34 protein-coding genes and 2 tRNA genes are annotated in these 23432 nt (G+C 61.9%); 24 read left to right on the top strand and 12 right to left on the bottom strand.

Annotation, left to right across the window (positions count from 1 at the left end; all coding sequences use genetic code 11):
- The first annotated feature begins 52 nt into the window (after nucleotides 1-52).
- A complete protein-coding gene (locus tag ACTGJ9_RS21035; protein WP_456672695.1) occupies nucleotides 53-1084 on the top strand; it encodes an LLM class flavin-dependent oxidoreductase in 1032 nt (343 codons plus the stop codon).
- Nucleotides 1085-1201: 117 nt separating this feature from the next.
- Here the strand turns inward: ACTGJ9_RS21035 and ACTGJ9_RS21030 are convergent.
- Nucleotides 1202-1287 (bottom strand) — tRNA-Tyr (locus ACTGJ9_RS21030).
- A 207-nt stretch (nucleotides 1288-1494) separates the two neighbouring features.
- Between ACTGJ9_RS21030 and rlmB the strand changes: the two genes are divergently transcribed.
- Nucleotides 1495-2325: a 23S rRNA (guanosine(2251)-2'-O)-methyltransferase RlmB gene (gene rlmB / locus ACTGJ9_RS21025; RefSeq protein WP_456672694.1), complete on the top strand. Its 831-nt coding sequence runs from the start codon at nucleotides 1495-1497 to the stop codon at nucleotides 2323-2325.
- A 57-nt stretch (nucleotides 2326-2382) separates the two neighbouring features.
- Here the strand turns inward: rlmB and ACTGJ9_RS21020 are convergent, their stop codons facing one another.
- Both ACTGJ9_RS21020 and ACTGJ9_RS21015 read right to left on the bottom strand, forming a co-directional pair.
- Nucleotides 2383-2889: a hypothetical protein gene (locus tag ACTGJ9_RS21020; RefSeq protein WP_456672693.1), complete on the bottom strand. Its 507-nt coding sequence runs from the start codon at nucleotides 2887-2889 to the stop codon at nucleotides 2383-2385.
- A 43-nt stretch (nucleotides 2890-2932) separates the two neighbouring features.
- Nucleotides 2933-3418, bottom strand: a complete 486-nt coding sequence (locus ACTGJ9_RS21015; protein WP_456672692.1) for a hypothetical protein — start codon at nucleotides 3416-3418, stop codon at nucleotides 2933-2935.
- 277 nt (nucleotides 3419-3695) lie between these two features.
- On the opposite strand from ACTGJ9_RS21015, the gene ACTGJ9_RS21010 reads away from it, so the two are divergent.
- The 20 genes from ACTGJ9_RS21010 (at nucleotide 3696) to ACTGJ9_RS20915 (ending at nucleotide 15789) form a co-directional block, all read left to right on the top strand.
- A complete protein-coding gene (locus ACTGJ9_RS21010; protein ID WP_456672691.1) occupies nucleotides 3696-4175 on the top strand; it encodes a hypothetical protein in 480 nt (159 codons plus the stop codon).
- Nucleotides 4176-4323: 148 nt separating this feature from the next.
- Nucleotides 4324-4398 (top strand) — tRNA-Thr (locus ACTGJ9_RS21005).
- A gap of 176 nt (nucleotides 4399-4574) precedes the next feature.
- Nucleotides 4575-5903: a tyrosine-type recombinase/integrase gene (locus tag ACTGJ9_RS21000; protein ID WP_456672690.1), complete on the top strand. Its 1329-nt coding sequence runs from the start codon at nucleotides 4575-4577 to the stop codon at nucleotides 5901-5903.
- A gap of 511 nt (nucleotides 5904-6414) precedes the next feature.
- Complete coding sequence (locus tag ACTGJ9_RS20995) at nucleotides 6415-6636, top strand: hypothetical protein (RefSeq protein WP_456672689.1); 222 nt, start codon at nucleotides 6415-6417, stop codon at nucleotides 6634-6636.
- Between the two features lie 141 nt (nucleotides 6637-6777).
- Nucleotides 6778-7026, top strand: a complete 249-nt coding sequence (locus ACTGJ9_RS20990; protein WP_456672688.1) for a DUF6074 family protein — start codon at nucleotides 6778-6780, stop codon at nucleotides 7024-7026.
- The gene (locus ACTGJ9_RS20985; protein WP_456672687.1) at nucleotides 7023-7385 is read left to right on the top strand and encodes a DUF6074 family protein; all 363 of its coding nucleotides are present in this window, start codon (nucleotides 7023-7025) and stop codon (nucleotides 7383-7385) included. Before ACTGJ9_RS20990 ends, ACTGJ9_RS20985 begins: the two co-directional genes overlap by 4 nt.
- Nucleotides 7382-8137 (top strand): hypothetical protein, encoded by a 756-nt coding sequence (locus ACTGJ9_RS20980; protein ID WP_456672686.1) that lies wholly within the window; start codon nucleotides 7382-7384, stop codon nucleotides 8135-8137. The genes ACTGJ9_RS20985 and ACTGJ9_RS20980 overlap by 4 nt, the downstream gene beginning before the upstream one ends.
- 256 nt (nucleotides 8138-8393) lie before the next feature.
- Complete coding sequence (locus ACTGJ9_RS20975) at nucleotides 8394-8843, top strand: hypothetical protein (RefSeq protein WP_456672685.1); 450 nt, start codon at nucleotides 8394-8396, stop codon at nucleotides 8841-8843.
- 337 nt (nucleotides 8844-9180) lie between these two features.
- Entirely contained in the window at nucleotides 9181-9621 is a 441-nt protein-coding gene (locus ACTGJ9_RS20970; protein ID WP_456672684.1) for a hypothetical protein, read from the top strand.
- A complete protein-coding gene (locus tag ACTGJ9_RS20965) occupies nucleotides 9618-10088 on the top strand; it encodes a hypothetical protein (protein ID WP_456672683.1) in 471 nt (156 codons plus the stop codon). Before ACTGJ9_RS20970 ends, ACTGJ9_RS20965 begins: the two co-directional genes overlap by 4 nt.
- A gap of 35 nt (nucleotides 10089-10123) precedes the next feature.
- Nucleotides 10124-10393, top strand: coding sequence for a hypothetical protein (locus ACTGJ9_RS20960; protein ID WP_456672682.1), 270 nt, complete (start codon nucleotides 10124-10126; stop codon nucleotides 10391-10393).
- A 24-nt stretch (nucleotides 10394-10417) separates the two neighbouring features.
- A complete protein-coding gene (locus ACTGJ9_RS20955) occupies nucleotides 10418-10627 on the top strand; it encodes a hypothetical protein (RefSeq protein WP_456672681.1) in 210 nt (69 codons plus the stop codon).
- A 33-nt stretch (nucleotides 10628-10660) separates the two neighbouring features.
- The gene (locus tag ACTGJ9_RS20950; RefSeq protein ID WP_456672680.1) at nucleotides 10661-10939 is read left to right on the top strand and encodes a hypothetical protein; all 279 of its coding nucleotides are present in this window, start codon (nucleotides 10661-10663) and stop codon (nucleotides 10937-10939) included.
- Between the two features lie 10 nt (nucleotides 10940-10949).
- Entirely contained in the window at nucleotides 10950-11843 is an 894-nt protein-coding gene (locus ACTGJ9_RS20945; protein ID WP_456672679.1) for a hypothetical protein, read from the top strand.
- A 268-nt stretch (nucleotides 11844-12111) separates the two neighbouring features.
- A complete protein-coding gene (locus ACTGJ9_RS20940; protein WP_456672678.1) occupies nucleotides 12112-12717 on the top strand; it encodes a hypothetical protein in 606 nt (201 codons plus the stop codon).
- Nucleotides 12645-13757 carry a phage tail tape measure protein gene (locus ACTGJ9_RS20935; RefSeq protein WP_456672677.1) on the top strand — a complete coding sequence of 371 codons (1113 nt, stop codon included), beginning with the start codon at nucleotides 12645-12647 and terminating at the stop codon, nucleotides 13755-13757. The genes ACTGJ9_RS20940 and ACTGJ9_RS20935 overlap by 73 nt, the downstream gene beginning before the upstream one ends.
- Nucleotides 13733-14467 (top strand): hypothetical protein, encoded by a 735-nt coding sequence (locus tag ACTGJ9_RS20930; RefSeq protein ID WP_456672676.1) that lies wholly within the window; start codon nucleotides 13733-13735, stop codon nucleotides 14465-14467. Before ACTGJ9_RS20935 ends, ACTGJ9_RS20930 begins: the two co-directional genes overlap by 25 nt.
- 1 nt (nucleotide 14468) lies before the next feature.
- On the top strand, nucleotides 14469-14729 hold the full coding sequence (locus ACTGJ9_RS20925; protein WP_456672675.1) for a hypothetical protein: 261 nt from the start codon (nucleotides 14469-14471) through the stop codon (nucleotides 14727-14729).
- A gap of 143 nt (nucleotides 14730-14872) precedes the next feature.
- Nucleotides 14873-15445: a hypothetical protein gene (locus ACTGJ9_RS20920; protein ID WP_456672674.1), complete on the top strand. Its 573-nt coding sequence runs from the start codon at nucleotides 14873-14875 to the stop codon at nucleotides 15443-15445.
- Nucleotides 15442-15789, top strand: a complete 348-nt coding sequence (locus tag ACTGJ9_RS20915) for a hypothetical protein (protein WP_456672673.1) — start codon at nucleotides 15442-15444, stop codon at nucleotides 15787-15789. Before ACTGJ9_RS20920 ends, ACTGJ9_RS20915 begins: the two co-directional genes overlap by 4 nt.
- Nucleotides 15790-16288: 499 nt before the next feature.
- On the opposite strand, the gene ACTGJ9_RS20910 is transcribed toward ACTGJ9_RS20915, so the two are convergent.
- On the bottom strand, nucleotides 16289-16489 hold the full coding sequence (locus ACTGJ9_RS20910) for a hypothetical protein (RefSeq protein WP_456678582.1): 201 nt from the start codon (nucleotides 16487-16489) through the stop codon (nucleotides 16289-16291).
- Between the two features lie 819 nt (nucleotides 16490-17308).
- Here ACTGJ9_RS20910 and ACTGJ9_RS20905 point away from each other — a divergent pair.
- Nucleotides 17309-17581 carry a hypothetical protein gene (locus ACTGJ9_RS20905; protein ID WP_456672672.1) on the top strand — a complete coding sequence of 91 codons (273 nt, stop codon included), beginning with the start codon at nucleotides 17309-17311 and terminating at the stop codon, nucleotides 17579-17581.
- Nucleotides 17582-18025: 444 nt separating this feature from the next.
- On the opposite strand, the gene ACTGJ9_RS20900 is transcribed toward ACTGJ9_RS20905, so the two are convergent.
- From ACTGJ9_RS20900 to ACTGJ9_RS20890, 3 genes are read right to left on the bottom strand one after another with little or no spacing between them, the layout of a single operon-like run.
- Complete coding sequence (locus ACTGJ9_RS20900; protein ID WP_456672671.1) at nucleotides 18026-18253, bottom strand: hypothetical protein; 228 nt, start codon at nucleotides 18251-18253, stop codon at nucleotides 18026-18028.
- A gap of 19 nt (nucleotides 18254-18272) precedes the next feature.
- Entirely contained in the window at nucleotides 18273-18527 is a 255-nt protein-coding gene (locus tag ACTGJ9_RS20895; protein ID WP_456672670.1) for a hypothetical protein, read from the bottom strand.
- A complete protein-coding gene (locus ACTGJ9_RS20890) occupies nucleotides 18524-18703 on the bottom strand; it encodes a hypothetical protein (RefSeq protein WP_456672669.1) in 180 nt (59 codons plus the stop codon). The genes ACTGJ9_RS20895 and ACTGJ9_RS20890 overlap by 4 nt, the downstream gene beginning before the upstream one ends.
- A gap of 327 nt (nucleotides 18704-19030) precedes the next feature.
- On the opposite strand from ACTGJ9_RS20890, the gene ACTGJ9_RS20885 reads away from it, so the two are divergent.
- A complete protein-coding gene (locus ACTGJ9_RS20885; RefSeq protein ID WP_456672668.1) occupies nucleotides 19031-19909 on the top strand; it encodes a hypothetical protein in 879 nt (292 codons plus the stop codon).
- A 609-nt stretch (nucleotides 19910-20518) separates the two neighbouring features.
- Here ACTGJ9_RS20885 and ACTGJ9_RS20880 read toward each other — a convergent pair.
- The 5 genes from ACTGJ9_RS20880 to ACTGJ9_RS20860 form a co-directional block, all read right to left on the bottom strand.
- Nucleotides 20519-20812, bottom strand: a complete 294-nt coding sequence (locus tag ACTGJ9_RS20880) for a DUF7662 domain-containing protein (protein WP_456672667.1) — start codon at nucleotides 20810-20812, stop codon at nucleotides 20519-20521.
- Nucleotides 20813-21244: 432 nt separating this feature from the next.
- On the bottom strand, nucleotides 21245-21514 hold the full coding sequence (locus ACTGJ9_RS20875; protein WP_456672666.1) for a hypothetical protein: 270 nt from the start codon (nucleotides 21512-21514) through the stop codon (nucleotides 21245-21247).
- Between the two features lie 546 nt (nucleotides 21515-22060).
- Nucleotides 22061-22261 (bottom strand): hypothetical protein, encoded by a 201-nt coding sequence (locus ACTGJ9_RS20870; protein ID WP_456672665.1) that lies wholly within the window; start codon nucleotides 22259-22261, stop codon nucleotides 22061-22063.
- Between the two features lie 156 nt (nucleotides 22262-22417).
- The gene (locus tag ACTGJ9_RS20865; protein ID WP_456672664.1) at nucleotides 22418-23020 is read right to left on the bottom strand and encodes a thermonuclease family protein; all 603 of its coding nucleotides are present in this window, start codon (nucleotides 23018-23020) and stop codon (nucleotides 22418-22420) included.
- Nucleotides 22992-23381: a hypothetical protein gene (locus tag ACTGJ9_RS20860; RefSeq protein WP_456672663.1), complete on the bottom strand. Its 390-nt coding sequence runs from the start codon at nucleotides 23379-23381 to the stop codon at nucleotides 22992-22994. The genes ACTGJ9_RS20865 and ACTGJ9_RS20860 overlap by 29 nt, the downstream gene beginning before the upstream one ends.
- Between the last annotated feature and the right edge of the window lie 51 nt (nucleotides 23382-23432).

The following is a 23432-nucleotide window of genomic DNA, read 5'->3' as shown; positions in this document are numbered from 1 at the left end:
CTGGGCTGCCGTCCATTAAATCTGCTCGATCCTCCCCACAGAGACCTGATCGATGACCGCACCGCTCGAATTCGGACTGGATACCTTTGGCGACGTCACCAGGGACGCAACAGGCAGCATGCTTCCGCATGCGCAAGTGATTCGTAACGTCGTCGACGAGGCGGTGCTGGCCGACGAGCTCGGACTCGACTTCATCGGGATCGGCGAGCATCACCGTGCCGATTTCGCAATCTCCTCGCCCGAAACCGTGCTCGCCGCGATCGCATCGCGCACCGAACACATTCATCTCGGCTCGGCCGTGACGGTGCTGAGCTCGGACGATCCGATCCGCGTGTTCCAGCGCTTTGCCACACTGGATGCGCTCTCCAATGGACGCGCCGAGGTGATCCTCGGCCGCGGCTCGTTCACGGAATCTTTTCCGCTGTTCGGCTTCGATCTGCGCAAGTACGAGGAGCTGTTCGAGGAGAAGCTCGATCTGTTCGCCGCATTGCTGTCGCAGAAGCCGGTGAGCTGGGAAGGCAAGCTGCGTCCGCCGCTCAGGGATCAGCTGGTCTATCCGCCGGTCGAGAACGGAACGCTCAAAACCTGGATCGGTGTCGGCGGCAGCCCGCAATCGGTGATGCGCGCCGCGCACTACGACCTTCCCCTGATGCTCGCCATCATCGGCGGCGATCCGGAACGCTTCGCGCCCTACGTCGATCTCTATCACCGCGCCTTCAAGGAGTTCGGCCGTGCCGCGCAGCCGATCGGCGTGCATTCGCCCGGCTATGTCGCCGAGACCGACCAACAGGCCCGCGAAGAGCTGTGGCCCGACTACAAGGCCATGCGCGACCGCATCGGCCGTGAGCGCGGCTGGCCGGCGATGGGCCGCGACGAATTCGTCAGCGAAGCCGAGCACGGCTCGCTCTATGTCGGCTCGCCGGAAACGGTCGCGCGCAAGATCGCCAACACGGCCAAGGCGCTTGGCATTGCGCGGTTTCAGCTGAAATATTCGGCGGGGCCGTTGCCGCACGAGAAACTGATGAAGAGCATCGAGCTTTATGGGCGGAAGGTGGTGCCGATGGTGCGGGAGATGTTGGGGTAGCGATTGGAGACAGCCCGCCTGCGCCCTTCGGGCTACGGCGTGGCAGCCTTCGCTAGCTTCGCGCCACGGGCATCGGTGCTGGCTTGCCCAGCCATAGCTCGCGAAGCGAGCGAAGGCTGGTGGGGGAGGCAGGACTCGAACCTGCGAAGCCATAAGGCGGCTGATTTACAGTCAGCTCCCTTTGCCACTCGGGACACTCCCCCGCTCGACGGCAGCACAATCGGGCCGGACCTTGCCGGCGGACCGAAGACGGCCATGGAACGTGAAGGCCGCAACAGCCCGGATGGGGGCGCGACCGGGCGCGGTTATGGGCGAAGCGGTGGGGTAAAGTCAACCGAGGCGGACAGCTAAAATCGTCCCCGATGGCGCCCAAATTGCCATATTCCGGGACCCGTGACACAAGCGAGCCCATGAAGGATCGAAAATTCATCCCCAAGGGCCCCAGGAGCGGGTCTAAGCCCTTCAACAGGCCCGGGAAATCGGCTGGCCGGCCAGCCTGGCGCGAACGCGATTCGCATGCCGACGGGCCCGTCATCCTCTACGGCTGGCACACCGTCACGATGGCGCTCGCCAACCCGCAGCGGAAGATCCGCAAGCTGACGCTGACCGAGAACGCCGCGCGGCGCCTGGCGGACGAGAACATTGAGACCCGGATCGCGCCCGAGATCGTCCGGCCGCAGGAGATCGACCGGCTGCTGTCGCCCGATGCCGTGCATCAGGGCCTGCTCGCCGAAGCCGATCCCCTGCCCTCGCCCGATATCGAGACGCTGACGGAGGAGGGCATGGTGCTGGTGCTCGACCAGATCACCGATCCACACAATGTCGGCGCCATCCTGCGTTCCGCCGCCGCGTTCGCGGTGAAAGCGATCGTTACCACCGCGCGCCACAGTCCGGAGGCGACCGGCGTTCTCGCGAAAGCCGCCTCAGGCGCGCTGGAGCTGGTGCCTGTCATCACCGTCCCAAACCTCGCGCGTGCGCTGACGGCACTGAACGAGCGCGGCTTCCAGACGGTTGGGCTGGACAGCGAAGGCAGCGAGGACCTCTCGGACGTCACGCTACGCGAGCCACTTGCGCTGGTGCTGGGCGCCGAAGGCAAGGGTCTGCGGCAATTGACCCGCGAGACCTGCAGCGTCGTGGCGCGGCTCGACATGCCCGGCGAGATCAAGAGCCTCAACGTCTCGAACGCCGCCGTGCTTTCGCTCTATGTCGGCGCAAGCCGGCTTGGGCTGATGAAGCGGTAACAAACGAAAGCGCCCGTCCGCATCTCGCAGACGGGCACTTCATTCGATCAATCGATATCAGTAGTAGCGGCGCAGCACGCGATGGCCGCCGTAGTACGGCGCGTAGCGATGAGCGTAGCCATAGCGCGGACCGTAGCCGTAATGCGTGCGCGGCAGGTAACCGTAGCGCGGGCCGTAGCCATAGCGATACGGACGATAGTACGGGCGGCGATAGGGATAGGCGATCGGCGGCGCAATGGCGGCCGCACGATAACCATAGCCGTAGCCATAATTGGCCGGCGCGACGACCGCGTCTTCCTGGTAGGTCGGAGTCGGCGCGAAGGCGCCCGGGCCGGTGTAGGTCGGGCCCTGGTTGACGTAATAGTACTGCGAGCTCGGCTCGGCCAGGCGTTCATAGCCATAACCGTAGCCATAGCCGGCGCCATAGCCACCGCAGCCGGTGTTGCAGCCGGAATAGACCGGCGCAACCGGCTGGCAGGGATTGAAGCCGCAGGCCATGGCCGGCGCGCTGCCCACGAGCATCACGACAGCCGCCGCGACCAGTCCTGAAATCATCTGACGCATTACTCTCTCCTGTTGATTCCGTTTTGTTGGATTTTGACGTTTCTTAACCCGGCGGCTTGCCGGGGATCTCTGCATGCGGCCGCGGTCGCGGGCGGCGTGGACGGTCGTTGATCTCAGGCGCGAGGATCACCGGCGGCGGGTTGACCGGCACATCCATTTGCGGCGGCAGCGGCGCGGATGACGCGCCCCAGCTCTGGTGATAGCTCTCTGCCGGCTGCGGCAATTTGCGTTTCGCGGGTGGTTCGACCTCGAGCCGGCCATAGCCGGGCTGCAGCCCCATGCTGGGATAGTAATGGCCGACATCGAAGGGCTGCCGTTCGGCCACGTAACGCCCGCCATAGATCGTGGGCTGCACCTGGACGCCCTTGCCTAGGCCCCAGACACCTTCGACCACGCTATAGGACGCATCGATATTGTTGATGATGATGGGCACGCCGGGACGGCCGGGCACGACGATATCGAAGCCGCCGCCGGCAAGTGCCGTTGCGGGCAGTCCGATCAGAAAGGCTGCGAGCGCGGATGCGCGCATGGAAGGATTCCGGTTGTCCGGATCACAATCTAACGGATTGCCGCGCGGAGAGGGTTAAGGACAGCTGACCAAATTCCGGTAAGCCTAACACGTAAGCATCGCGCGCCGCTCAAATGCTGCAGGGCGTACTAGCGAAGTGTTAACGGCCGGGCGAGCTACGGAACCTATTCCCTTCCGCTCACGTCCGTTTGACCGAAGGGGCGGAAAATCAGCCCGTCTGTTCGGAACGACTGCCGTTCCCGGCATTTAGCCCCTGTCAATTCGAAGGGAGACAACAATGACGAAGATCAAACTCCTCGGCGCAGTCGCGATCGGGGCGACGATGATTACTGGCGCCGCGATGGCACAATCGGTCGTCGCAGACCCGGGACGCTGCGCGGGGCAATTCCCCAGCGCCAACTGCCAGAACGTCGGACCCGGCAATCCCTACGTCGATCACGGCTATCGCCATCGCCGGGTGAGCTACCGCCAGACCAACGGTGACTGGAATAACGACTGGAACAGGACCCACACCGGGTTCTGGCCGACAGACGTCGCCGGTAATGTCGCCGGCACCGCGATCGGCACCGCGGGTGCGATCGCAACCGCCCCGTTCCGCGCGATGGACAACAGCTATGCTTACGACAATTCGTGGGACAATCGTGGCTGGGACAATCGCGGTTGGGACACCCGCAGCTACGCCCAGCGTAACGGCTTCGTCTGCACGCCCGGCACCTGGTTCAAGGGCGAAGATGGCCGCCGGCACATCTGCCAGTAAGCCGATTTAGCGCGACCGAACCAGAACAGGCGGCCTCCACGGGCCGCCTGTTTCGGGTTCTAGCACTTTCCGACCAAGTCTGGTATTGCGACGCGCGGGTGGGCAGCCCGGCGCTGGTCGGCCCCTGCCCGCTTTCTTAGGGCGCGTCGCCGGCTTAGCTCAGCGGTAGAGCAGCGGTTTTGTAAACCGAAGGTCGGGGGTTCAATCCCCTCAGCCGGCACCATTTGACTATTCCCCATCGTTCGCTAGTCTCCGCTTCGGCGACAGAAGTCGCTGAAATATAGCGGTTTTCGCTCCGTCAGCGTTCGCTTCCTCCGTCAGCTTCCGCAAATTCTGTTGGTATGGACGTTGGTAGGGATCGGATCGACTGTTGGTACGGAGCCCTAGCGGGGACGATCCATGCCTTTGACCGATGCAGCCTGTCGCGCAGCCAAGAAAGCGGAAAAGCCGTACAAACTAAGCGATGGCGGCGGCCTATATATGCTTGTCGAAACGAGCGGATCGCGGCTTTGGCGTCAGGCGTATCGGTTCGGCGGCAAACAAAAGCTGATCGCGCTGGGCGCCTATCCCGCGATCACGCTCGCCGACGCACGGATCGCGCGGGATGCGAACAAGGCCCTTCTCGCGAAGGGCGTAGACCCGTCGGATAAACGGAAGGCCGACAAGCTCGCGGCGTCTGCGGCGCATCTGACGACGTTTGACGCCGTGGCTGATGCGTGGCTGGCCAAGCAGCGCGAGACGTCAAAGAGCGCGACCACCCTAGACAAGCTGACTTGGATAATTGACCTAGTCCGGCCGCAGATCGGTCAGCTTCAGATCGGCGCCATCACGTCGTCAGACGTGCTGGCGGCGCTTCGTAAAGTGGAGGCTGCCGGCCGGCATGGGAAGAACCGGTATGAAACCACGAAGCGATGCCGAGCGACGCTTAGCCGCGTGTTCTCGTATGCCGTGGCGGAAGGTCTTCGGGAATTCGATCCGGCGGCTGCTTTTGCAAAATCAGGCCACCTAACGCCACCGCAAACGAGGAGCTACGCCGCCATCGTCGATCCGGTGGCCTTCGGCGCCCTCCTCCGCGCAATCGATGGTTACGACGGCACCAAGGAAACGAGGCTTGCCTTGCAGCTTCTCGCTCTCACCGCGCTGCGACCGGGTGAACTGCGGCAACTGCGATGGAGTTGGGTGGCTGACGATGTCAAGAAGCCCTCGATTATGCTCCCGCCGGAAGTCATGAAGATGCGGCGCGAACACAAGGTGCCGCTGTCCCGACAGACAATCGCTATCCTCGCAGAACTGCGCGACATAACAGGATGGTCGTCGATCCACGCCGCGGCCGGCGCCGACCATGTGTTCCCCAACGCGCAGCCTCGCCGCTTGATCGGCAAGGATGGCATGCCGTCGAAACGTCCAGCGTTGCGGCCGATGTCCGAAGGCGCGCTAGGGTCTGCTCTGCGCCGACTTGGGTATTCGAGCGACACGCACGTCCCGCACGGCTTCCGGTCGTCCTTCTCGACGTTGGCAAACACGTCGCGGTTGTTCGACGCTGACATCATCGAAGCGGCACTGGCTCACAGCGACGGCAACCAAATTCGCAGCATCTACAACCGTGCAACCTACGACGCGGACCGAACCCGCCTCGCTCAATGGTGGGCCGACTATCTGGACGACCTGCGCAAGTCCGGCGCGGTCGTGCCGATTGCGAAGGCGCGCCGATCGCGCTCGGTTTCCTAGCCACCCCGTAGCGACTACAACGTCCACAGTATCGACCTTTGCCGCCTGCCTGTTCCAGCGAGAACTCTTCACGCTGGACACGCGGCCTTCCCGGCATTTGATCTTGCGACGCCGGCAGAACTGTTCCGTTCCCATCCGGTTCCGGTCACTTGTGGACCATGGGGAGCGACGTAACTCCGACGTTCGGCGGCTGTGCAGCAGCCTCTTGAAAACTTGAAGACCCTCCCTCGGTCGTTCAACTGCGTCTCATGATGCAGCTGGCCATTTGGCGCGCAACAGACGATCACGTCCCGCTCACGCTTTGCAGTGATTTGCGCGATTTTGTTAAAACCACCGGTAGAACGCCCGGAATTAGCAGTTTTTTCCACAGGCCGCCGATCGATAATTCGCTTACCGCATCAAGAGCATCACCCCGAGTTCTTTAGTATTTTAGTTTCGCCTACGTTGACGAACGTCTGCGCCGTCACGGACTGTCGCGATCACAGACGAACAAAACGCAAGGACACTTCAGATGCGGACCGGCGATATGACACTTCTCGACATGATCAAGATTTACGATCTGCCGCCCAACCTATCTGTGAACGACTTTTGCAAGATCGCCGGCATCGGTCACACTCGCTTCTACGAACTGGCGAAAGACGGCGCGATCCGCCTTCGAAAGAACGGACGCTATACGACGGTACCGGTCGAAGACCTTTTTCAGCTTCTGCGCGGCGAACAGGCCGCCGCCTGATCCCGTTGCGCTGGCGGTGCACGAGCCCCGGCGCCTTGTCGCCGCCCGGATGTACGGCGGCGCTACCGGCGGCGCGCCGTTTTCTCCGTCTAACGGCGTGCCGCCCACTTCCCCAGTCGCAAATCATCTGAGGTCTGACCCATGGCGCAGGTCTACATTTTTCCGTCGTCCCGGCATCGCCGGATCGTCGAGTTCATCGCGAACGAAATGCAGAAGCGACCATCCGTCGACGATGCCGAGCAATATCTGATTGATCATCTCGATATCGAATGGAGCCGGCTTGCCGGTCTGAGCATCACGGAAGATGAGATCGAACGACACTGCCACGCCTTCGCGCTCGCGGCGTGGCGCACCTTCTTCGACGGTCGACAAGCCCAAGGGGTCACATGACCATGGCCGACACGTCTGCCATCCGAGTAGTGCGCGATGCCCGGCGCGAGGCCGCGCCGGTCGACATGACAAGCGATCCGCGGCTTCATGTTCAGATCGCGATCCCACAAGCGAAGGTGATGCTTCTGCCCGGCCGCTTCCGGGATGCAGCGTACGTCCGCCGGCACGTGAAAAACGTGCTGACGCGACCCGCCGAACAAGGCGAGCAGCACGTGCGGCGCAATCTGAGTGCACTTCGCAAAAACCTAGAAGACATGGGCGTGGATCAGATCGCGATTGACGTCGAAGTCCGGCGCGTTGAAGCGGCTGTCCGAGCTGAAATCTGGAAACAGGTCCTGCTGCCGGGCGGTGACGAATGAGCACAGCGGCCGTCGCCCGCCGTCCTGGCCCGGCGAATGAGACTACTCGCTTCAAGAAGGTTGAAAATCCTGTCGCTCGCTTCCGACCCGGCGAACTCTACAGGCTCATGGCTGTGCGGCACGGACGAAAGCTACCCGCGAACGATGATGGCGCGCGGTTTCGAGATAGGTTGCTGGACACGCTGGCGATGTCTGGAAAAGACGGCCGTCTAAGGGCTACCAACTTCCTTGCCTTTAGATGTGGGTGGATGTCACCGGCCGACCGCGATGACGCGATCGAAGCCGCGTTCAGAAGGCGGAGGTTTTGGACCCCCGAAGCGTTGGGCAGCGACTTGGACGTCACTGAGGCCGAACACGCCAGAGCGAGGATCAGGACCTTCCGCATCGCCGGCATGACCGACGAAGCCATGCAGGCGAGGCGCAAGGCAAAGGAAGCCGCGCGGAAGCGAGAGGAACGGCTTCAGGAACGACTTGCAGCAAAGCCAACGGCGTCAAGGCCGGCTCTCCGCGTCGACGCGATCCTGAATGTTCTGCCGAAGGACGACTGGTGGAACGTAAGCGCCATCGTCCGCCAACTTAAACGGTCGAAGGCGATCGCTTTCGAGACCTTGGGCAGAGAAACCGGCAGCCTCCGTCCCGCGATCCATCGGGCCATCAAACACGGCGTCAAGGAGGGGCGACTTCAGACGCGCATGGTGCCCGGATCGAAAATGGACGAGGCGATGGAGATCAGGAGAGGGTCACGCGCATGATGCCGGGCGCCCTCACTCCCGCAGACTGCGGACGGCATTTTGATACGGTATCAACACGGTATCAAAACCCCGTCCGCAATCTGATTTTGCAGACTGCGGACGGCCATTTGATACCGTATCGAAAGTGCGTCCGCAGTTATTCTTATCTAACAATAGAACTGCCGCCGGTTGATCAGCAGTGGGCCGCAGCTGATGAGAGCCGGGCGCGCATGGCGCGCGCCGGCGCCGGTCGGTCTGCCGAAAGCCGGGTCGTCCAATGAGCGATGGTGTCGAACTCTTTCGCCTATATCAGCGCGGGACGCCCGACGGCGACACGTTCTTCGTCGGCACGCTCGGCGATGCCGGGATCACCGTCGTCCGCGACCAGATGAAGCGAGATGTCTGGCGCGTCATTGCCGTCGACCCATCCCGGGCAAATAACCGGAATACCGATATGACGCCGGCGCGCGCCGGAGCGCGCCCGGCCATCGATGACAGGACGTGCCGTATGGACGAGATGGACGACGACCTGCCTGAAGACCTTCTCACCCTTGAAAGGAAACAGATGACGAAGACTGATCACGACGATTGGCATACCGGCGAGTTCGAACAGATCAAGCCCGTCGCACCGTCACCCCGCGGTCGACCTCCCAAGATGATCCGGTTGACGCCCACCCAGACAGACGACATCGCGGACGATCAGGGTCAGGGCGATGAACCGCAGTAGCACCGCAAAGCCGCTGGCAGCCGCGCTGATGCGCGAGCGCGGCCACCGCACATCGCCGCGCTGATGCGCGAGCGCGGCCACCGCACATCACCGCGATCTGCGACTACCAACGCACAGACGGCCGCGGCTGCCCACCCCACCCCCTCCCCATCATCAAAGGAACGTACACCGGCCGGCCGGGGGTACGGCACGAGGCGCCCCAATTACTGGCCATGTGGCCGATTTCCAGATTTCCGGTTTGGTTTGGTCTTAAGAGGATGAAATGCCGACAATAAAGCGACAACGACGTTCGTGGCCACTCGCCGGGATCACGCTAGGTCTCGCCGACGCCGCTCGCATGATCGAAAAATCGGAGACCCACGTTCTGCGGCTGGTGAAGGACGGCCTTCTTCAGAAGGCCGGTCGCGGACATTACCGCCCCGAGGACGTCGCGCGGGCCGCCCTTCAATTCAGGGAGGGTGAGGACCGCCGATCCTCGCAGACCGAAGAGGCGAAACGCGTCGCAACCGCCCGGGCCAAAGAAATCGAACTTCGCACCGCGCGCGAGGAAGGACGGCTTGTCCCGCTTGAAGGCGTGCAAGCTGTCATCACCGACATTCTGGGTACGTACCGATACGAACTGACCGGCGTCGCCGCGGCGGCGACACGCGATCTGTCTGTCCGCGCTGCGATCCAGCAGCATCTCGACGACGCCATAGATCGGTGCCGTATCAAGTTCGACCGTGCCGAACGCGATCTCGCCGCCGGACGTGACCCACTGGAGGATACAGCCGAATGAAGATCACCTTACGGGGCGATGCGTTTTCGACGATCTACAAGGCCGCGGCGCGCGCCATGGTTTCAACTGATTTTTCGGCGCCGCCCGTGGAACGCATCAGCCCGCAGCCTTCCTTTGTCAACGGCGATGTCGGCGCGTTGATCAGCGCTGCCGAAACCGAACTACTCGCGGCAATCGCTGACAAGTTCTCAGTGCTGCGCGCCGCAGCGCGGGCAAGGTCGGTCGCCGGTGAACTACAACCAAATGCCGGGCTGGATGATTTGGTCCGGCCGATGATGATCCTTAGAGACTACGACATCTCGCGCGCCGAACTTTTCCGACGGTGCGTTGAGCATCCGGTTGGCACGCCCGGAGGCTTCAGCCTCCGCCGTGATGGCGAAGGCAGCCACCTAATTTCGTTGTCCCGCTTCGATCGTCACTTCCGGCAGTATCCGCCGCGTAAGAGACGTTCTGAGACGGAAAAGTAAGCCCCGCGAGACGTTGTGAGACGCGATGGGCGTTGATGGCGACGCGCGACATGGCGAAGCTATCGCCGTCATCGACCCCTCTCAACGGAACTGAGCAACCCGCCATGTCAATTTTCAAAAACCTGATCGACAGCAGCACCGGCACCGCCGTGTATGTGAACTGCGATCAAATCGCCTTCGTCGCCCCGACTTCGTCGGGCGGTTCGCGCATCACCTTCGTCGGTCCAGTCAGCGAAGGCCATCCGGTAAGCGTCAGCGTCACCGCGCCGCCGGCGACGGTCCTGTCCGGCGAAACCGTCTCCTAGTTGGCGCCGGCGATGTGGAGAAAATTGACCGGTCAAGACGGTAAGCCTGTGTTCGTCAATCTGGACACCGTCACGCACGTGAAGGCCGATCTTCATGATGGTTATGTTCCGTCTCGCGGAGTGACCGGGCGTTCGTTCATCGAGTTCGTAGGTGGCCGCGGCGCAGACAGCGTCAGTTCAATCGTCGTCCGCGAAACACCAGAAGAAATCCTAACCGACCTGCCGCTGCGCTGACCCGCAGGTCGATCCAGAGACGGGGAGCAACCCATGCCAAATCTATCCGCCAGTACCGCGGCCAAAGCCGAACGCGATCGGATCGCCGCGATTATCGCTCTTCCGGAAGCCAAGGGGCGCGAAGCGTACACAATGACGCTGGCCATGACGACCGACCTTTCGGTTGATCAAGTCAAGGCAAAGCTCGCCGCGGAGACGTCCGCGTTGTGGGACGCCGCGCTGGCCTCCCGCGGAATTAAGATCCGCGCGCAGACACCTGACGGGACGTCGTGGGAAGCATCCCTGAAATCTCGCGGTATGAAAGTTGGTTGAGGTCGTAAACATGAAAAAACCATTCTGGAAGCCTTCGGAGATCGACAAGCGCAGCGCCGCATTTCAACCGGAACTGGCGGCCGCCCGCCGCAAAGTCTCGGAGCTTGATGCTGGGAAAGCGGCCGCGTTGGCCGACAGCGTCGCTTTTGGAAAGTGGAGCGCTGAACGCAGCGCGGCCTCGCTTGAAGTCGATCGCTTGACGGGTCTGATTGAGACTTACGAAACGGACGCGGAAGCGGCGCGGAGGGCCGACGCTGAAGCCGCCGCTCGCCGGGAAACCGCGGCAGCGCGAAAGGCAGCCGCCGACCTCGCCAATCGCATCCGGACGGACGGCGCGCGCATCATGACAGAGTTGTTGCAGCTGACGCAGGACTGCGCCAAACAGTCTTTGGCCGCGAAGGCGTTGAACAGTCGGCTGCCGGACGGCGAAGCCCCGGTCCCCGCTGCTGATATCCTTGCTCGCGACTTTGGCGCTGAAGATCGCAAAGACCTTCGCTCGCGAGAGACAACGTTGTGGGTGGTCGCCGACGACGGCCGTATTGTCGGCGATCAGGCGAGCGTCAACTCTGCTGACGGCGTAACCGGCCACCTTCACGTTGCGGGCGCCGGCTTCCGGTGGAAATGCGTACGCAGAAAATTCAGGGAAGTTGAATTCCATCCGCGCACGCTTCCCGATTGGCCCGGCGGCTTGTTCCAGTTGATGCGCCTTCCCCGCGTCGACGGGCTCGGTTACCTTTTTGACGGTGCCACCATGACGCCGGAGGCCGTCGCCGATCTGGACGTCGCCGCCGTCGTCGCACCGCGGAAGAAGCAGCGGCCGACGCAAATCGAATTGGTCCCCGTCGACCCGGTGTGGCCGCCGGCTGACCTCGTCGGCGAGGCCGATCGGAACGTAACAGCGTGAACCCTTTCAGGCTCTCCCGCCGCTTCGTCGGTCTTGGCGGCCGGAGTGTCGCAGCGGCCGCGGGTGATGGACATACCACCCGCGGCCTAACTTTTAGGAGGCGAAAATCGCTAAGATCATAGAGGCGCGTGCTGTCATTACGGCGGAGGACAAAACCGGCGCCGTCTTCGACAAGATCGCCAAAAAGATCGAAGGCATCGCGAAGTCCGCGAAGTCGTCGAAGGAAGTCGACGCGCTGACGAAGTCGCTGTCACGCGCACAAAGCCAGATGGCCGCGATCGATCGCTTCGCGACCGCTAAAGGCGGCTTCTCTGACGCCCGGAACAAGTTCCGGGATGCACAGATCGGCGTCGAAGCGGCCGCGAAGGCAATGAAGCGCGGCGAGGGCGACGCCGCCGCGCTCGCCCGTTCCTATGAGAAGGCGCAGCAAGCCGCCAGCCGGACGTCAGCCGCGCTGGACAAGCAGCGCAATTCCTTCGTCAACGCAAAGCGCGGACTTGAAGAATTCGGCGTCCCGATCAACCGCGCGGTTGCACATCAGGACAAGCTTCGGGCCGCCATTGAGCGGACTAATTCCGCGCTTGACCGGCAGGCGGCGCGATCGGAACGGTCTGCGCGCCGGCGGGAAGTCGTCGGCATGGCTGCGGGCGTCGCCGGCGGCTTTCTCGCCCATTCGGTTGCACACGGCGCCGGCGAAGTGATCAAGACCTATCGCGAATTCGACAAGGAACGTCGTTTCGGGAAGGCTGTCATGGGCCTGACCGACGACGAACAGGCGCCCTTGTGGCGCAGGCTATCCACATGGGCGCCAAGACCAAATTCAACGACATTCAGGTTCTGGAAGCGCAGCGCGAGCTTGCCGCGCGCGGCCTAACCAAAAATCAAGTCATGGGCATGATGGAGCCTGCCGCGCAACTCGGCATGTCCATGGACCTGTCGCTGCCCGACGCGGCGAAGCAGATGGAGGGCGCGATCTTCGGCTTCAAGAAGGACACGTCCACGCTTGAAGCCGCGAGGGCCGCGGCAAAGCAGACGGCCGATTATCAGGTCAAGGCGGCGAAGGTCTCCGGCATGACGCCGGAAGACATCAACCAGCTTTACAAGTTCGGTGCGACGCCGGCCCGGATGGGCAAGGTCAGCGAAGCGACGTTGCTCGGCTTCGGCGGGGTCCTGAAGAAAGCCAATATTGGCGGCGACGAAGCGGGCGTCGCGTTCCGCGCGCTGATGGCAACTGCGCAGTCGCCGACCGCCGGCGCGAAGACCGCACTTCTGGCGAACGGCCTGAACTACAAAAATTACCAGCACTTGCCCGACAGCCTGCCGGTCGACCCGTTCGCGGACGACGTCGCCGCGCGCTACGGCGTGAAGCTGAACGGCAAGACCCGCGCGGGGCTGGGCAAGCTGTTTTCGAACAAAGACCTGATTTCGGACCCGGCCAAGTTCAACCCCGCGGTTACGGCGCTTCTGCGCGATGAACTGGAAGGCAGCGACGCGAAGTCGCTGAAGTCGATCGCCGGCGCCGCGGGCCGGTACCGCGACAAGTCCGTCAACGACGTCGACACGAACGCCTTGATTAAGGACTTGCTGCCGAAGCTGGCGAACAACCTGCCGTTGGCGAATTCGCTGTTCGGGGCGAAGCAGGGCAGCCGCATCGCGACCGCCCTTGGCGACAGTGACACGATGAAGCACATCATCGGCGAAATCGAGAACCATTCCGATGGCTTTTCGGAGAAGATCGCCGGCGAGCGGATGGCCGGCTTCGACGGTGCGGTTTCGCGTCTCGAAGGCGCAATGAAGAACCTCGAAACATCGATCGGCCGCGCCTTCGACAACGAAGGCAAGGGTGGGCCTGCAACTTGGGCCGCCGATCTTGCGGGGCGAGGCACGCAATGGATGGCAGAACGTCCGCCTTGATGGTCGGGGCTGGCGCGACGGCCGCGCTCGCTGGTGGCGCTTACGGTGCGACAAAGTTTGCGCAAACGATTTTGGGTGGCTTCGGCCTGTCGTCATCAGCGGTTGCGCTGGATGGGTCCGCCGCGGCACTCACGGCGGCCGCTGCGGAGTTGTCCGCCGCGACAGGCGTCAGCGCCGCTGCCAAGGGCGCAGCCGCCACAGCGGCCACTGGCGGCGCTGGAAGCGCCATCTGGGCCGCGGGCGCCGCTGCCGCGCCATGGGCTGCCGGCGCTGCCGGGATCGCTGGCGGGCTCTGGGCCATGCACAAGTCGGTTGAAGACGCCGGCTATGACGGTCTTACCAGCGGCCAGCGCCTGACCCTGCAACGCCGGGGGTCGATGCGCGACCTGTACCGCCGGGAATGGGGCTACGGCGACAATTCGATCGCGCCGGAAATCTCCCCGACAATGACTTACGGAACCGGCGTCGGCGGCGACAAGGGCTCGCAGCATGTCGACGTTTCCGGGCAGGTCGCCGGCGAGGCGAAGGTCGTCCTCGAAATCAACGCGGGGTCATCGTTGATCGACGTCGTGAAGCGTGCCGATGCTGCAGTCCGACTGGCTGGGACGCTCAATTCGAGCGGTCCGGGATCGTTGGGGCGTTCGTCGCCGGATGCTTCGGCGCCATCGCCGCGGCGCGATCTTGGATCAAGCGGCGGCGGGGGAATGTGACATGATCGATCCTATGAATGAGTTGGAGCATCTGGCAGCGAGACAGGCCGCATCCGAAGCCGTGCTGACTGAAGTGCTAGTGCCGTTGCTGGTATCCTTCAGCCCCGACTTGGCGCGCGAACTGGTCCAAGAGATCAGATGCGGCTTCAATGCGCGTCCGCGTACGCGCAACGAACGCCTTCAGCTGATGACCGAAGAATATCTGGCGCGACTTGCCGACGGCATCGAAGCGCGGGTTCGCGCGAAGATCGCCGGGCGTTGAACCGGGAAGATCGCGCCGGCAACGGGAATACTCCCGGTTGTGTCCCGGTTGTGTCCCGCCACGCTTCTCTGCTAGTCGAGAGCGGACCGCCGGCCGCAGCAACGGCCGGGCGGTCCTAACTCGCACAATGGAAATGAGCCATCATGCAAGCTGACCTAAGTCTACCTCTTCCGCCCTCCGTGATCGAGAGCTATCGATCCACCGCGAACGAAGCGCGGAACGACCAATCGCACGATTTCGTGCTGCAGGTCGTCGACGAACTGTGCCGCCCTGATGGACGATGGGTCACGCGTTGCGTCATCGTGAACCGGAACATTGCCGACGTCGGCAGTGACGACGCTCCGGCGAAGCCCGGCGCCAACGCGGACGGCTATCGCGTCAGCACTAACGAGGCACTGTTCCTGCGCTGCGTCCTGCAATGCCAAGGCGACTACGGGATCAAGCCGCCGGCAGAACTTGCGCTCCCGCGGACGATCGGCATCGTCGTCGATTACGACTATGTCAAACGGCTGATGTTCACGAAGATGTTGCGCGAGGAAGACAACACGCCCGACGGGCTAATGAAGCACCGCGAGCACGTGAAGAAGGCGCTCAAGGCAGCGCGAACGCACTTGATGGAGGTCGGCATCGTCGGCTCCGACGATCCATTCGTTTGGTGGACGGGAAGGCCGGCGAACGGTGTCCGCGAGACGTACAAAAATCTTTCGGCTGCATGACGACCGCGGACCGCAACGAAAGGATCAGGGCGCTGGCGAAGGTCGCGTTAGCGATCCTTCGCCGGAATGCTGCCGGCGTCATCGTCGACAAGGCCGGCTTCGGTCGCGCGCGCGCCTATGACGTTCAGCACAACGAATGCAGGCTGTCGTTCCTCAGGCTGGTCGACGACCCGGCACAGACCGCGCAACTGGAAATTAGGTTCGCGGGTCACCGGGTTCTGTTTGCCGAATGGAACGACGCCGGCTTCGTGAAAAGGTCGTACATGCCGGGGCCGTGGGAACGCGATCTGCGGCGATATGAGCGGATACCAGCGTTGGCAGGGCGATCGTCGACGCCAATGTAGCCCCGTCGACGGTCCGGCGAACGACGCCCGGATCGCGCTCTCGGCATCGCGGATTTGGCGGGCTTCGTGGATTTGCTCGTTAGTTAAGGGACTTCTGCGGCGGTCGGCCTGAAATCCCCGTCGATCATTTCAAGATTGTCGCCACGACCGCGACGCCTGACCTCGCCCGGCGCCTGCGCAGCGTCATATTCATCGCCTAGCCGGCTTGCGCCTCGATATCCAACGCGCTGCGACCAAACCCGCCGCCGCGAACGACAACGCGGAAGACGCGCAGTGGCCACTCATTCCATTTTCTGACGGTTGGTGCGCGACGTCTCGAAGTACGGTCGAGATCGGCGCCAAGGGGCTGCGGCGCTGGTCGCGTCGCGGCGGATCGAACGTTCCGGCTTTGCCGATCTTCGCGGCTGACGGCGGGAAACCGGGGCGGCATTGCCGCCAACTTGGCGACGATTGCGACCGCCCGCCTTCGTCGGGCGCAGCGTGCGCCGGTCGTGGCACTCTAATGGACGAACTCCACCCCGGCGAAAGCATCCCGACGCCATATGAGGCGGCAGGCGAAGCTCGTTCCAAAGTGGTCGAACGATAGGTCGAAGCCGGGCGACGGGATCGGAGTATCTTTTAGCAGGATGCCGGCGCCAAGAACTGAAAGGTTTCGCATTGCGCAGGGCGTGACTGTCGCTCCGCCTGAGAGCGAAAGCATAACTGTCTGGTCGACCGTCTTGCGTCTGGCCCGTCGCCGCTCAACACCCGTCCATTCAACAGACACCTTTCAGCCTCCGAGGCCAGCAGCATCACATGGGCGGGGCCGCCGACCCGAGGGGACGGCGACCCCTCGCCGCGAAGGCGTCGATACGCGAAACGAGGACGACTTAGCGACTGCATCCAGGATCGGGGCCGCTGTCGACCGCCGCAAGAACATTCGCGCGTTAGTGTTACTTGGGCCGCTTAACGGTGTCTGATGGGGTGACGGATTGGTCCCGCGCGACGATCGCTTCAACACTTTGTACGGTCCGAGCGAAATCGGACCGAATATGTCGAGCATGCGCCGCATCTTTTGGCTCTGAAAGAAATGCGATCTTCACGAGGAAGCGGTTCAATCGTGATGTGACGAGAAGATTGTCAGAGTGCTGCGAGCGCAAGTTCGTGACCTGTCGTCGCATCTCAACGAGGTCGAGCCGGGTCATCGTCGGGCATATTCGCCAAATGAGGCTTGTGTCGATAAACGAAGCCGCCGCGCCGAATATCTTGGCGCGACGGCTGCGCCATGGTGAACCCGAACGGCGCAATGTCCGGTGCAAGAGAGGCTAACGCTCTGTAGCCTAGGTGCAACCGAAGACGCGGATTAAGCTTGATGTCGCCGCGGAAAGTTAAATCTGGAACAGGGGCAGCCTCAAGATCGGCGACTGTTACCTTCTTCGAAAACCCAAAGGCTCCTCGACATTCAGCGCAGTGCGATTACCCTCTCAAGCTGTAGGGAGATGTTTCTTTGGTCTGATCAACCAAGATGGGAGTACCAGCGATGCCCCATAGACGCGGCTCCAATTTTTTGACTGCCGTAACAGGAGTGTCCCTTCTGATTTTGGGAATAGTCATTTTTACTACTCACCCTGTCGATATAAGAGCTAATCGCGTCATCGTTAACGGCGGCGCGTGCATTCTCTTTGGATTGGTTCTTCTGTGGTGGACCTATGGTGAAGGCAGCGAGTGGGGGATCGGCTTCGAAACAGTTACCATGACAGTCGCAGTCGTGACGGCGGTCATCGCAATTTTGGCGCTAAACGCCGCCCCGTGAGCCTCCGCAACCTGTTGGCAATCCCGTTGCCCGTTCACGAAAAGCGCCGGGGGATTTCCATTGGCCTAGCTTCCGGCTCGGGTTAGTCGTGTTGAATGGTCCGAAGCGGCTTGCTGCTCTTGGCGGCGGTGTCCTGCGCAATAAGGCAAACGTCCCGGCCGGAGACCTAGCAGATCAGCGATGGCGCGTCGCTCGAAGCGATAGCTGCTAGCGTCACTTTTTGGAATTTCTGTACTCGTTGACGAACCCGACAGGATCGGCCTTCATCTTCTTTAGCGCAGTCCGTGATCGATCGGCGTCGATCCCTGCAACGAAGTTGGCGGCTTCCGCCCGTTCAGGTGAGCGTGCTTTCGGCCGCGGCGTCTTAGCTGGTGATTTCGTGAACGTCGGACCGTTGTTGGGCTTTCTTGTCATCACTCACCTGCTTTGTTCTAACCTTGTGGATCACCGCGCCGGGGACACGGTAGCAAACCCATGCTTCAAGGCCGCTTCGAAGACTTGTTTCAGGCCGGGGTCTTCCAATATTTCGTCAGCTGCGCTGAACTGGGCGACAGGTCGCCAATCGAGCCCCTTAGTCGGTTCGGGTAAGATCGACGCATTGAAAGCGTACGCGATGCGACCCGGCCGCTCGCCGACCGCGCCTTGTTCGACGTATTTCTGAAGTCGGTTCATTCGAGCCCCGCGGATCGCTTCATCCCTGATGCGAGAATTCAACCGCAAAGGATGTGTCAAGGCAAGCGAGAGCACGCTGGATCAGCGGCGCCTTGTCGTCAGCTGGCATAGCCGCTAGCGCGTCCAGTTCGGCGCCCTTGTCCAACGAAGTCCCGGCGACGCGGTCGATATCGTCGCCAAGGGCTTCAGCCCGGGCGACGTCGCGGGCGATCGTTGCGCGGTGTTTGCCGGTCTTTGCGGCGGTATCGTCTATGAAGGGTGCTTCCTTTTTCAAAGTCGCAACTTGCGACTTTGATCGGCGGTCTCCCCTCGTTTCGCTTCAGGATGCGCGTCCTGATACGCCTTCTTCCGGGCCTTCAGCGCCTTTGCGCGTTCAGCGGCCGTCAGATCAGCCCGCATCAGGTTTTCGTCGATTTCGGCGAGGGCATCGCCGGATGCGACGAGGGTCAATGAGATGGTTGCATCGCAATCTTTCGACGATAGGAACTATTAGGAGCCGAGAGGTTCTTCCTCGTTAGAGGGCAGGAATTGCGGGTCCCTTGCTGCGAGTGCCACTCTCAGAGCTCTAGGGTAAAATTTGCTTCCGCTTTTTTCGAACGATTTTTTGTCGAATTCCCGTCAAATCACCGCTCGACAATAGATGCCCTAGATCAACGTCGAACTCGTAAAGTCACAGCCAGTATGATGTGGCGGAGTGTGGTCCAACTCGGAAGCCGGATTGTTCATCGACTTCCCACCTACCTAGCAGACATCAAACACAACCCGCGGTGGTTGTTGATGTTCTCACTGGCTCGCGTAGTGGCTTTCCGGCGTTTGGCTTGGCGGCTCTCAAAGAGCGCTTCTTTACCCGACCGTTCTGAAACCATTTTCGGCAACGTAGACATCGAGAAGATCGTTCACGAGCTAAAGCACAACGGCCTTTCGGTTGGTCTTCGGCTTCCGGTTGAAATCGTGACGGAAATCCGGGAATTTGCAGAGAGCGCCGCTTGTTTCGCAAATTTTGATCGGCAAATCGAGTTCCGCGCACTCGAACGTTACGAAGCCGAACGTAAACTGGGGCGTCCCATCCTGACGGGGCACTTTTTCGAGCGGGTTGCCAATTGTAGAGCCGTGAACGTTGTCCAGGCGGATCCCGCCTTGTTGGCGGTTGCGAAGCTCTATTTGGGCGATGCCGCTCATGTTACCGCCACGCGCTTGTGGTGGAGTTTTCCAACTAACTCACCGACGGACGTTGAGCTGCGGCTCGCGTCGCAAGATCGCTTCCACTATGACCTTGACGATTGGCGCCTCCTCAAATTCTTCTTTTATATAAACCGAGTTGATGAATTCGCCGGACCCCACGTCTACGTCAGGGGAAGTCACCGCTGGCACTCAATTAAGCACCAACTCAGCCTTACCGTCGGTCAGCCGGACGCAGAAATCTTGAAAAATTATGGCGCGGGCGCGCAACAGACGATCTTAGGCCCGTCGGGGTATGGCTTTGTCGAAGACCCCTTTGGGTTCCATACAGGTGCTCGTCCAATTTCTAACGCGCGGCTGGTCTTGGAGGTCACGTACGGCGTCAGTCATCAGCTTCATCGTCGCTATTTCGGCGAGCCCGTCATAGCGAAATCCCGTCCGGTAATCGCCGCCCCCCTTGAACGAAAGCCCGCGTGACCGGGAAACGTCGCTGGCGAAGATTTCGGCACCGAGGCTTGGCATCGCCGGCGCCTTCCGTTGCTTGCCATCGCGGCCGGTCCGCTTTTCAACTGGCGCATGTGCGCCAGTTGTTTTGCGCACGCGGCGAACTGTGTCTTTGCCAACCCCGATTTCAGCCGCGATAGCGCGGTCCGACTTCTCCGGGCTCGCGGCGATGGCCGCGGCCGCTCGCTCGGCCGCCGGCATGTAGGGCGCGCCGCAGCCGCATGACCCGGTCCCGTCGGCGCCGGACAACGACCCGCGCGGTGCTATTTTCGGATGTCAATCGGATGCTCCGGCGAGCCGGGCCCCGAACCCGGCGAACCGATCGGCAAGCCGTTGGCTGCATGACCAACGCCAACTCCCGGAGCGCTTACGGCGCCGGCTCCGGCGGCGCTGTTTGGAGAGGCTGTATTTGCGCCTTGTGTGACCGCCTTCTGCTCCGCGGCTACCGTGCCGGTTGTGGTGGATTGCCTTTCAGTCCGCGCCGGCGTTTGCGGAGCTTGCGTAGAGGTTGATGAACCCGGGCTGGTTTGCGACGCGCCGCCATTCTGGTTTCGATAAGCGTTAGAACGCACAGCTTGATAATCAAACCCGGCGGAATTCGACGACGCGATCTTTAATCGAAGCATGCGCGCGAAAGCCCGCGTTCATCCAAGCCCTTGCTTGGGTATGCCCAACCTTCATCGAGCTTTCGTTGCCCCACCACGCACTGAACCTGTGCGCGGATGCCGGCAGCTTTCTCCCCAATATCTGCTCGATCTCAGCGAACGTCAGCCGAACGACGCCGCCGCGCTCGATTGACAATCGCCGTTGCAACTGTTCGTAGATCGATTTTCGGAAGGTCATGGTCTTGGCGCGGGTTAGGCTGAGTGCCATCATCCTAGATCAACGCGCGCATTCCGGCCATCAACCATTCCTACCCGTTGGCGCATTCTTTTTGTGCACGCGTCGTCGCGCGCCGCGCCGGGTCCGATCCGCCGGCGGTCGAGGTCCGGCGCGCGAAGTACCGGCTGGCTGATGAGCACGATGCTGACGCAGGCGGAAGTCGGTACTCCTTCCCTGCCGGCGCTGTGAGCTAACGTGCAGCACGGTCCGATGTTGTTACGGCGGAGCGAACAGGCGGCAGGGCGCAATGCCTACTTCGAGCCCCCGGGGCGATGACTACGGGGCCGCTGCTCCAAGCCATTGCCTGCGCGCCGTCAGTAGAGCAGTCTTGCAGCGTGCCACCGGCGATCAGGATCGATCCCGGTCGGCTCTCTCGGCCCCGCGCTTCGGGCAGGGTGCGGACCCCCAAGTGCGGGGCCGAATTGGCTAACCTGCCGATGGGTTCTCACCGGGTGAGAGCAGCTTCACATACGTGCCGCTCTCGTGAAGATCGAGCCAGCCCTTCTCAATCGCGAATTTGATGCCGGCGCCGAATTCGGGCCCGCTACCGTTGCAGCCGTCCTTCGACATGAAGAGATAATTGATTTTCTCGATGTGAATGCGGCCGTTAATCGGCTCGATGCCCGCGGCAAGCTCGACGAGCTTCCGCGCGGCGGCTTCCGGATCGGCGTAAGGGCGTTCGTTGATCAATTTCATTCGGGTGGCGCGGGCCAATTGCTTGCGTGCCGCTAAGCTAGAGTGCCGTTGCGGTTCGTTAGTGTGGACAATGGCCGGCGGGCATCACTGCCGCCGGCCATCGCTTGCGCTGCCTGTGGCTGGGGGCTGATCGGCAGCGCTGACCGTAAGCCTGCTGAACGCCGATTAACAACTCTCTAACCAATTCGGGCGGGCTCTGGATGTTTCTCGGGCAAGAACGCGGCGGTCTGGGCCGCCGCTCGCTCGGATGTTTGAGTGGACGTTAGGTGCATGCTTTCAACTTGTCTGCTGTCGCCATCGGTTTTACGACGCCTAGCTCTCATCTCACGTGCATCTTCTCGACGATCGAGTAGAGCAGAACGAAGATCGGCAAGAAGACGAAGAACCACACCGCTGCCTGATCCTTTCGCGCGAATTCGCGGTTCGGATCGGTGTCGGTCGCGTGAGGCGTTGTCGAAGGCGGCCTAACTGGCCGCCGACGTCTCGCGAAGCGACCGAGCAGGCGCCGAACCGTCGCTTCCGGAAGAGGCTTGTCCATCGTTACGCTCAGAGCGCGAGCATAAGCGGGAATTTGCGCACGAGTTCGAGGTCGACATAGCCGGCGCTATTGATCCACTCGTGTGGACAGAAGGCGAGTGAGGCGGCATCGATTTCAAGGCTGTCACGCCTAATCGCGTCGCGCGTGCCCATGCGGCCAGCCCATTTCTTGCCACCGCTAGTTGGATCGACGCGAAGGGCATCGTACACGGCTGTATCATTCTTCAAGGCAATCCCTCAAGGTGCTTAAATGAACTGGCGCTAATCCGAGGAGATTATCGGAAGACCGATTTCAAGCAACGATCATCGTCGCCGCGGTGCAAACACTCACCGCTGCATCATCCTTGGCGGCTATGCTGCGGACCGTCATCGGGCTGGTGTTTCGTCCGAGCACTCAGACGGCCGCCGACCGACGCTGATGCAAGAACGGTATCGCCAAGGCTCCACGAAGCTGCCGGCCCAAATGCCGGCGCCGGCGCGTTCCGCGCGCCGTTGCGCCTCGGCGTACTCGCCCGCGGAGTATTTCGGCCAATCGAGGGCGTGGCCGTTTGAGACCATCCAATGCGCGATGTCCGGGCCCGGATCACCGATCTTGCAGTGGGCGACAACCCGACCATATCGGTCCCGATCCTTCGGCGTGCAGATGACCGGGCGAGGGATCGCGTAGAATATTCCGGCCAAGGCCGCCGCGGCCTTCTGGCCGCAGCGATACAGTTCGCTGTCATCGCCGCGGCAGAGTTGATCGCTCTCAGGTGCGTCGATGCCCCACAAGCGGATGCGCGTATCGTGGATTTCGATCGTATCGCCGTCGATCACGCTGGCGCGGCCGACTATGTCGTCAGCTATTGCGGGCCGTGCGGCGAGTAGGCCGACCAAAGCAAGAGCCAGGAACGTCACTATCGAAGAGAACCAGAAACGACCGCTTGGTATCACATCCATCTCAATTCTTTCGTAACGGGATCGCGACATCGACGACCACGCCTCCGCCGTCTCGCGTAAACGCCTGACATTCGATCGCGGCTTCGCGAAGCTCGATCCTTGCCAATTCGCTCTCATCCTTCAGCGCGGCCCGATGGCATCGGCGCGCTGCCGCTTCTAATTTCTCCAAGTCGACAGCCGTGACCGCATTGCCAGCCGTCGCGGCCAACGCGAACCATTCGTTTGGAGGGAAGCCGCTCGCATCCCAATTTAGGGAGATGTAGGTAACGAATTTCGGATCACAGATCAGGACCATGTCCGGTCGTTTAAAAAGACGCTGCCGCCAGACGGCGAGAAGTGATCGAAATGGGTATTGGTCCGTTCGATGATCCGTGCCGTTATTTCCTTGCATTCCGGCGTCTCGGCGGACCGCTCGCCGGCGGCCGCTGGTTGAACTATGCCG

The organism is Bradyrhizobium sp. RDM12, from assembly GCF_051917485.1.
Taxonomy (GTDB): domain Bacteria; phylum Pseudomonadota; class Alphaproteobacteria; order Rhizobiales; family Xanthobacteraceae; genus Bradyrhizobium.
This window is presented reverse-complemented; position numbering and strand designations above follow the sequence as displayed.

Excerpts from the sequence above, each read along its gene's own strand:
- ACTGJ9_RS20920 (WP_456672674.1), top strand. The coding sequence starts at position 14,873 with ATGCAAGCTGACCTAAGTCTACCTCTTCCGCCCTCCGTGATCGAGAGC.
- ACTGJ9_RS20965 (WP_456672683.1), top strand. The coding sequence starts at position 9,618 with ATGAAGATCACCTTACGGGGCGATGCGTTTTCGACGATCTACAAGGCC.
- ACTGJ9_RS21010 (WP_456672691.1), top strand. The coding sequence starts at position 3,696 with ATGACGAAGATCAAACTCCTCGGCGCAGTCGCGATCGGGGCGACGATG.
- ACTGJ9_RS20885 (WP_456672668.1), top strand. The coding sequence starts at position 19,031 with ATGTTCTCACTGGCTCGCGTAGTGGCTTTCCGGCGTTTGGCTTGGCGG.
- ACTGJ9_RS21015 (WP_456672692.1), bottom strand. The coding sequence starts at position 3,418 with ATGCGCGCATCCGCGCTCGCAGCCTTTCTGATCGGACTGCCCGCAACG.
- ACTGJ9_RS20950 (WP_456672680.1), top strand. The coding sequence starts at position 10,661 with ATGCCAAATCTATCCGCCAGTACCGCGGCCAAAGCCGAACGCGATCGG.
- ACTGJ9_RS20985 (WP_456672687.1), top strand. The coding sequence starts at position 7,023 with ATGACCATGGCCGACACGTCTGCCATCCGAGTAGTGCGCGATGCCCGG.
- ACTGJ9_RS20945 (WP_456672679.1), top strand. The coding sequence starts at position 10,950 with ATGAAAAAACCATTCTGGAAGCCTTCGGAGATCGACAAGCGCAGCGCC.
- ACTGJ9_RS20930 (WP_456672676.1), top strand. The coding sequence starts at position 13,733 with ATGGATGGCAGAACGTCCGCCTTGATGGTCGGGGCTGGCGCGACGGCC.
- ACTGJ9_RS20980 (WP_456672686.1), top strand. The coding sequence starts at position 7,382 with ATGAGCACAGCGGCCGTCGCCCGCCGTCCTGGCCCGGCGAATGAGACT.
- ACTGJ9_RS20935 (WP_456672677.1), top strand. The coding sequence starts at position 12,645 with ATGGGCGCCAAGACCAAATTCAACGACATTCAGGTTCTGGAAGCGCAG.
- ACTGJ9_RS21020 (WP_456672693.1), bottom strand. The coding sequence starts at position 2,889 with ATGCGTCAGATGATTTCAGGACTGGTCGCGGCGGCTGTCGTGATGCTC.
- ACTGJ9_RS20880 (WP_456672667.1), bottom strand. The coding sequence starts at position 20,812 with ATGATGGCACTCAGCCTAACCCGCGCCAAGACCATGACCTTCCGAAAA.
- ACTGJ9_RS20940 (WP_456672678.1), top strand. The coding sequence starts at position 12,112 with ATGGCCGCGATCGATCGCTTCGCGACCGCTAAAGGCGGCTTCTCTGAC.
- ACTGJ9_RS20905 (WP_456672672.1), top strand. The coding sequence starts at position 17,309 with ATGCCCCATAGACGCGGCTCCAATTTTTTGACTGCCGTAACAGGAGTG.
- ACTGJ9_RS20865 (WP_456672664.1), bottom strand. The coding sequence starts at position 23,020 with ATGTCGCGATCCCGTTACGAAAGAATTGAGATGGATGTGATACCAAGC.
- ACTGJ9_RS20970 (WP_456672684.1), top strand. The coding sequence starts at position 9,181 with ATGATCGAAAAATCGGAGACCCACGTTCTGCGGCTGGTGAAGGACGGC.
- ACTGJ9_RS20915 (WP_456672673.1), top strand. The coding sequence starts at position 15,442 with ATGACGACCGCGGACCGCAACGAAAGGATCAGGGCGCTGGCGAAGGTC.
- ACTGJ9_RS20990 (WP_456672688.1), top strand. The coding sequence starts at position 6,778 with ATGGCGCAGGTCTACATTTTTCCGTCGTCCCGGCATCGCCGGATCGTC.
- ACTGJ9_RS20900 (WP_456672671.1), bottom strand. The coding sequence starts at position 18,253 with ATGAACCGACTTCAGAAATACGTCGAACAAGGCGCGGTCGGCGAGCGG.
- ACTGJ9_RS20860 (WP_456672663.1), bottom strand. The coding sequence starts at position 23,381 with ATGCAAGGAAATAACGGCACGGATCATCGAACGGACCAATACCCATTT.
- ACTGJ9_RS20975 (WP_456672685.1), top strand. The coding sequence starts at position 8,394 with ATGAGCGATGGTGTCGAACTCTTTCGCCTATATCAGCGCGGGACGCCC.
- ACTGJ9_RS20875 (WP_456672666.1), bottom strand. The coding sequence starts at position 21,514 with ATGAAATTGATCAACGAACGCCCTTACGCCGATCCGGAAGCCGCCGCG.
- ACTGJ9_RS20995 (WP_456672689.1), top strand. The coding sequence starts at position 6,415 with ATGCGGACCGGCGATATGACACTTCTCGACATGATCAAGATTTACGAT.
- ACTGJ9_RS20910 (WP_456678582.1), bottom strand. The coding sequence starts at position 16,489 with ATGCTTTCGCTCTCAGGCGGAGCGACAGTCACGCCCTGCGCAATGCGA.
- ACTGJ9_RS21035 (WP_456672695.1), top strand. The coding sequence starts at position 53 with ATGACCGCACCGCTCGAATTCGGACTGGATACCTTTGGCGACGTCACC.
- ACTGJ9_RS21000 (WP_456672690.1), top strand. The coding sequence starts at position 4,575 with ATGCCTTTGACCGATGCAGCCTGTCGCGCAGCCAAGAAAGCGGAAAAG.
- rlmB (WP_456672694.1), top strand. The coding sequence starts at position 1,495 with ATGAAGGATCGAAAATTCATCCCCAAGGGCCCCAGGAGCGGGTCTAAG.
- ACTGJ9_RS20960 (WP_456672682.1), top strand. The coding sequence starts at position 10,124 with ATGGCGACGCGCGACATGGCGAAGCTATCGCCGTCATCGACCCCTCTC.
- ACTGJ9_RS20925 (WP_456672675.1), top strand. The coding sequence starts at position 14,469 with ATGATCGATCCTATGAATGAGTTGGAGCATCTGGCAGCGAGACAGGCC.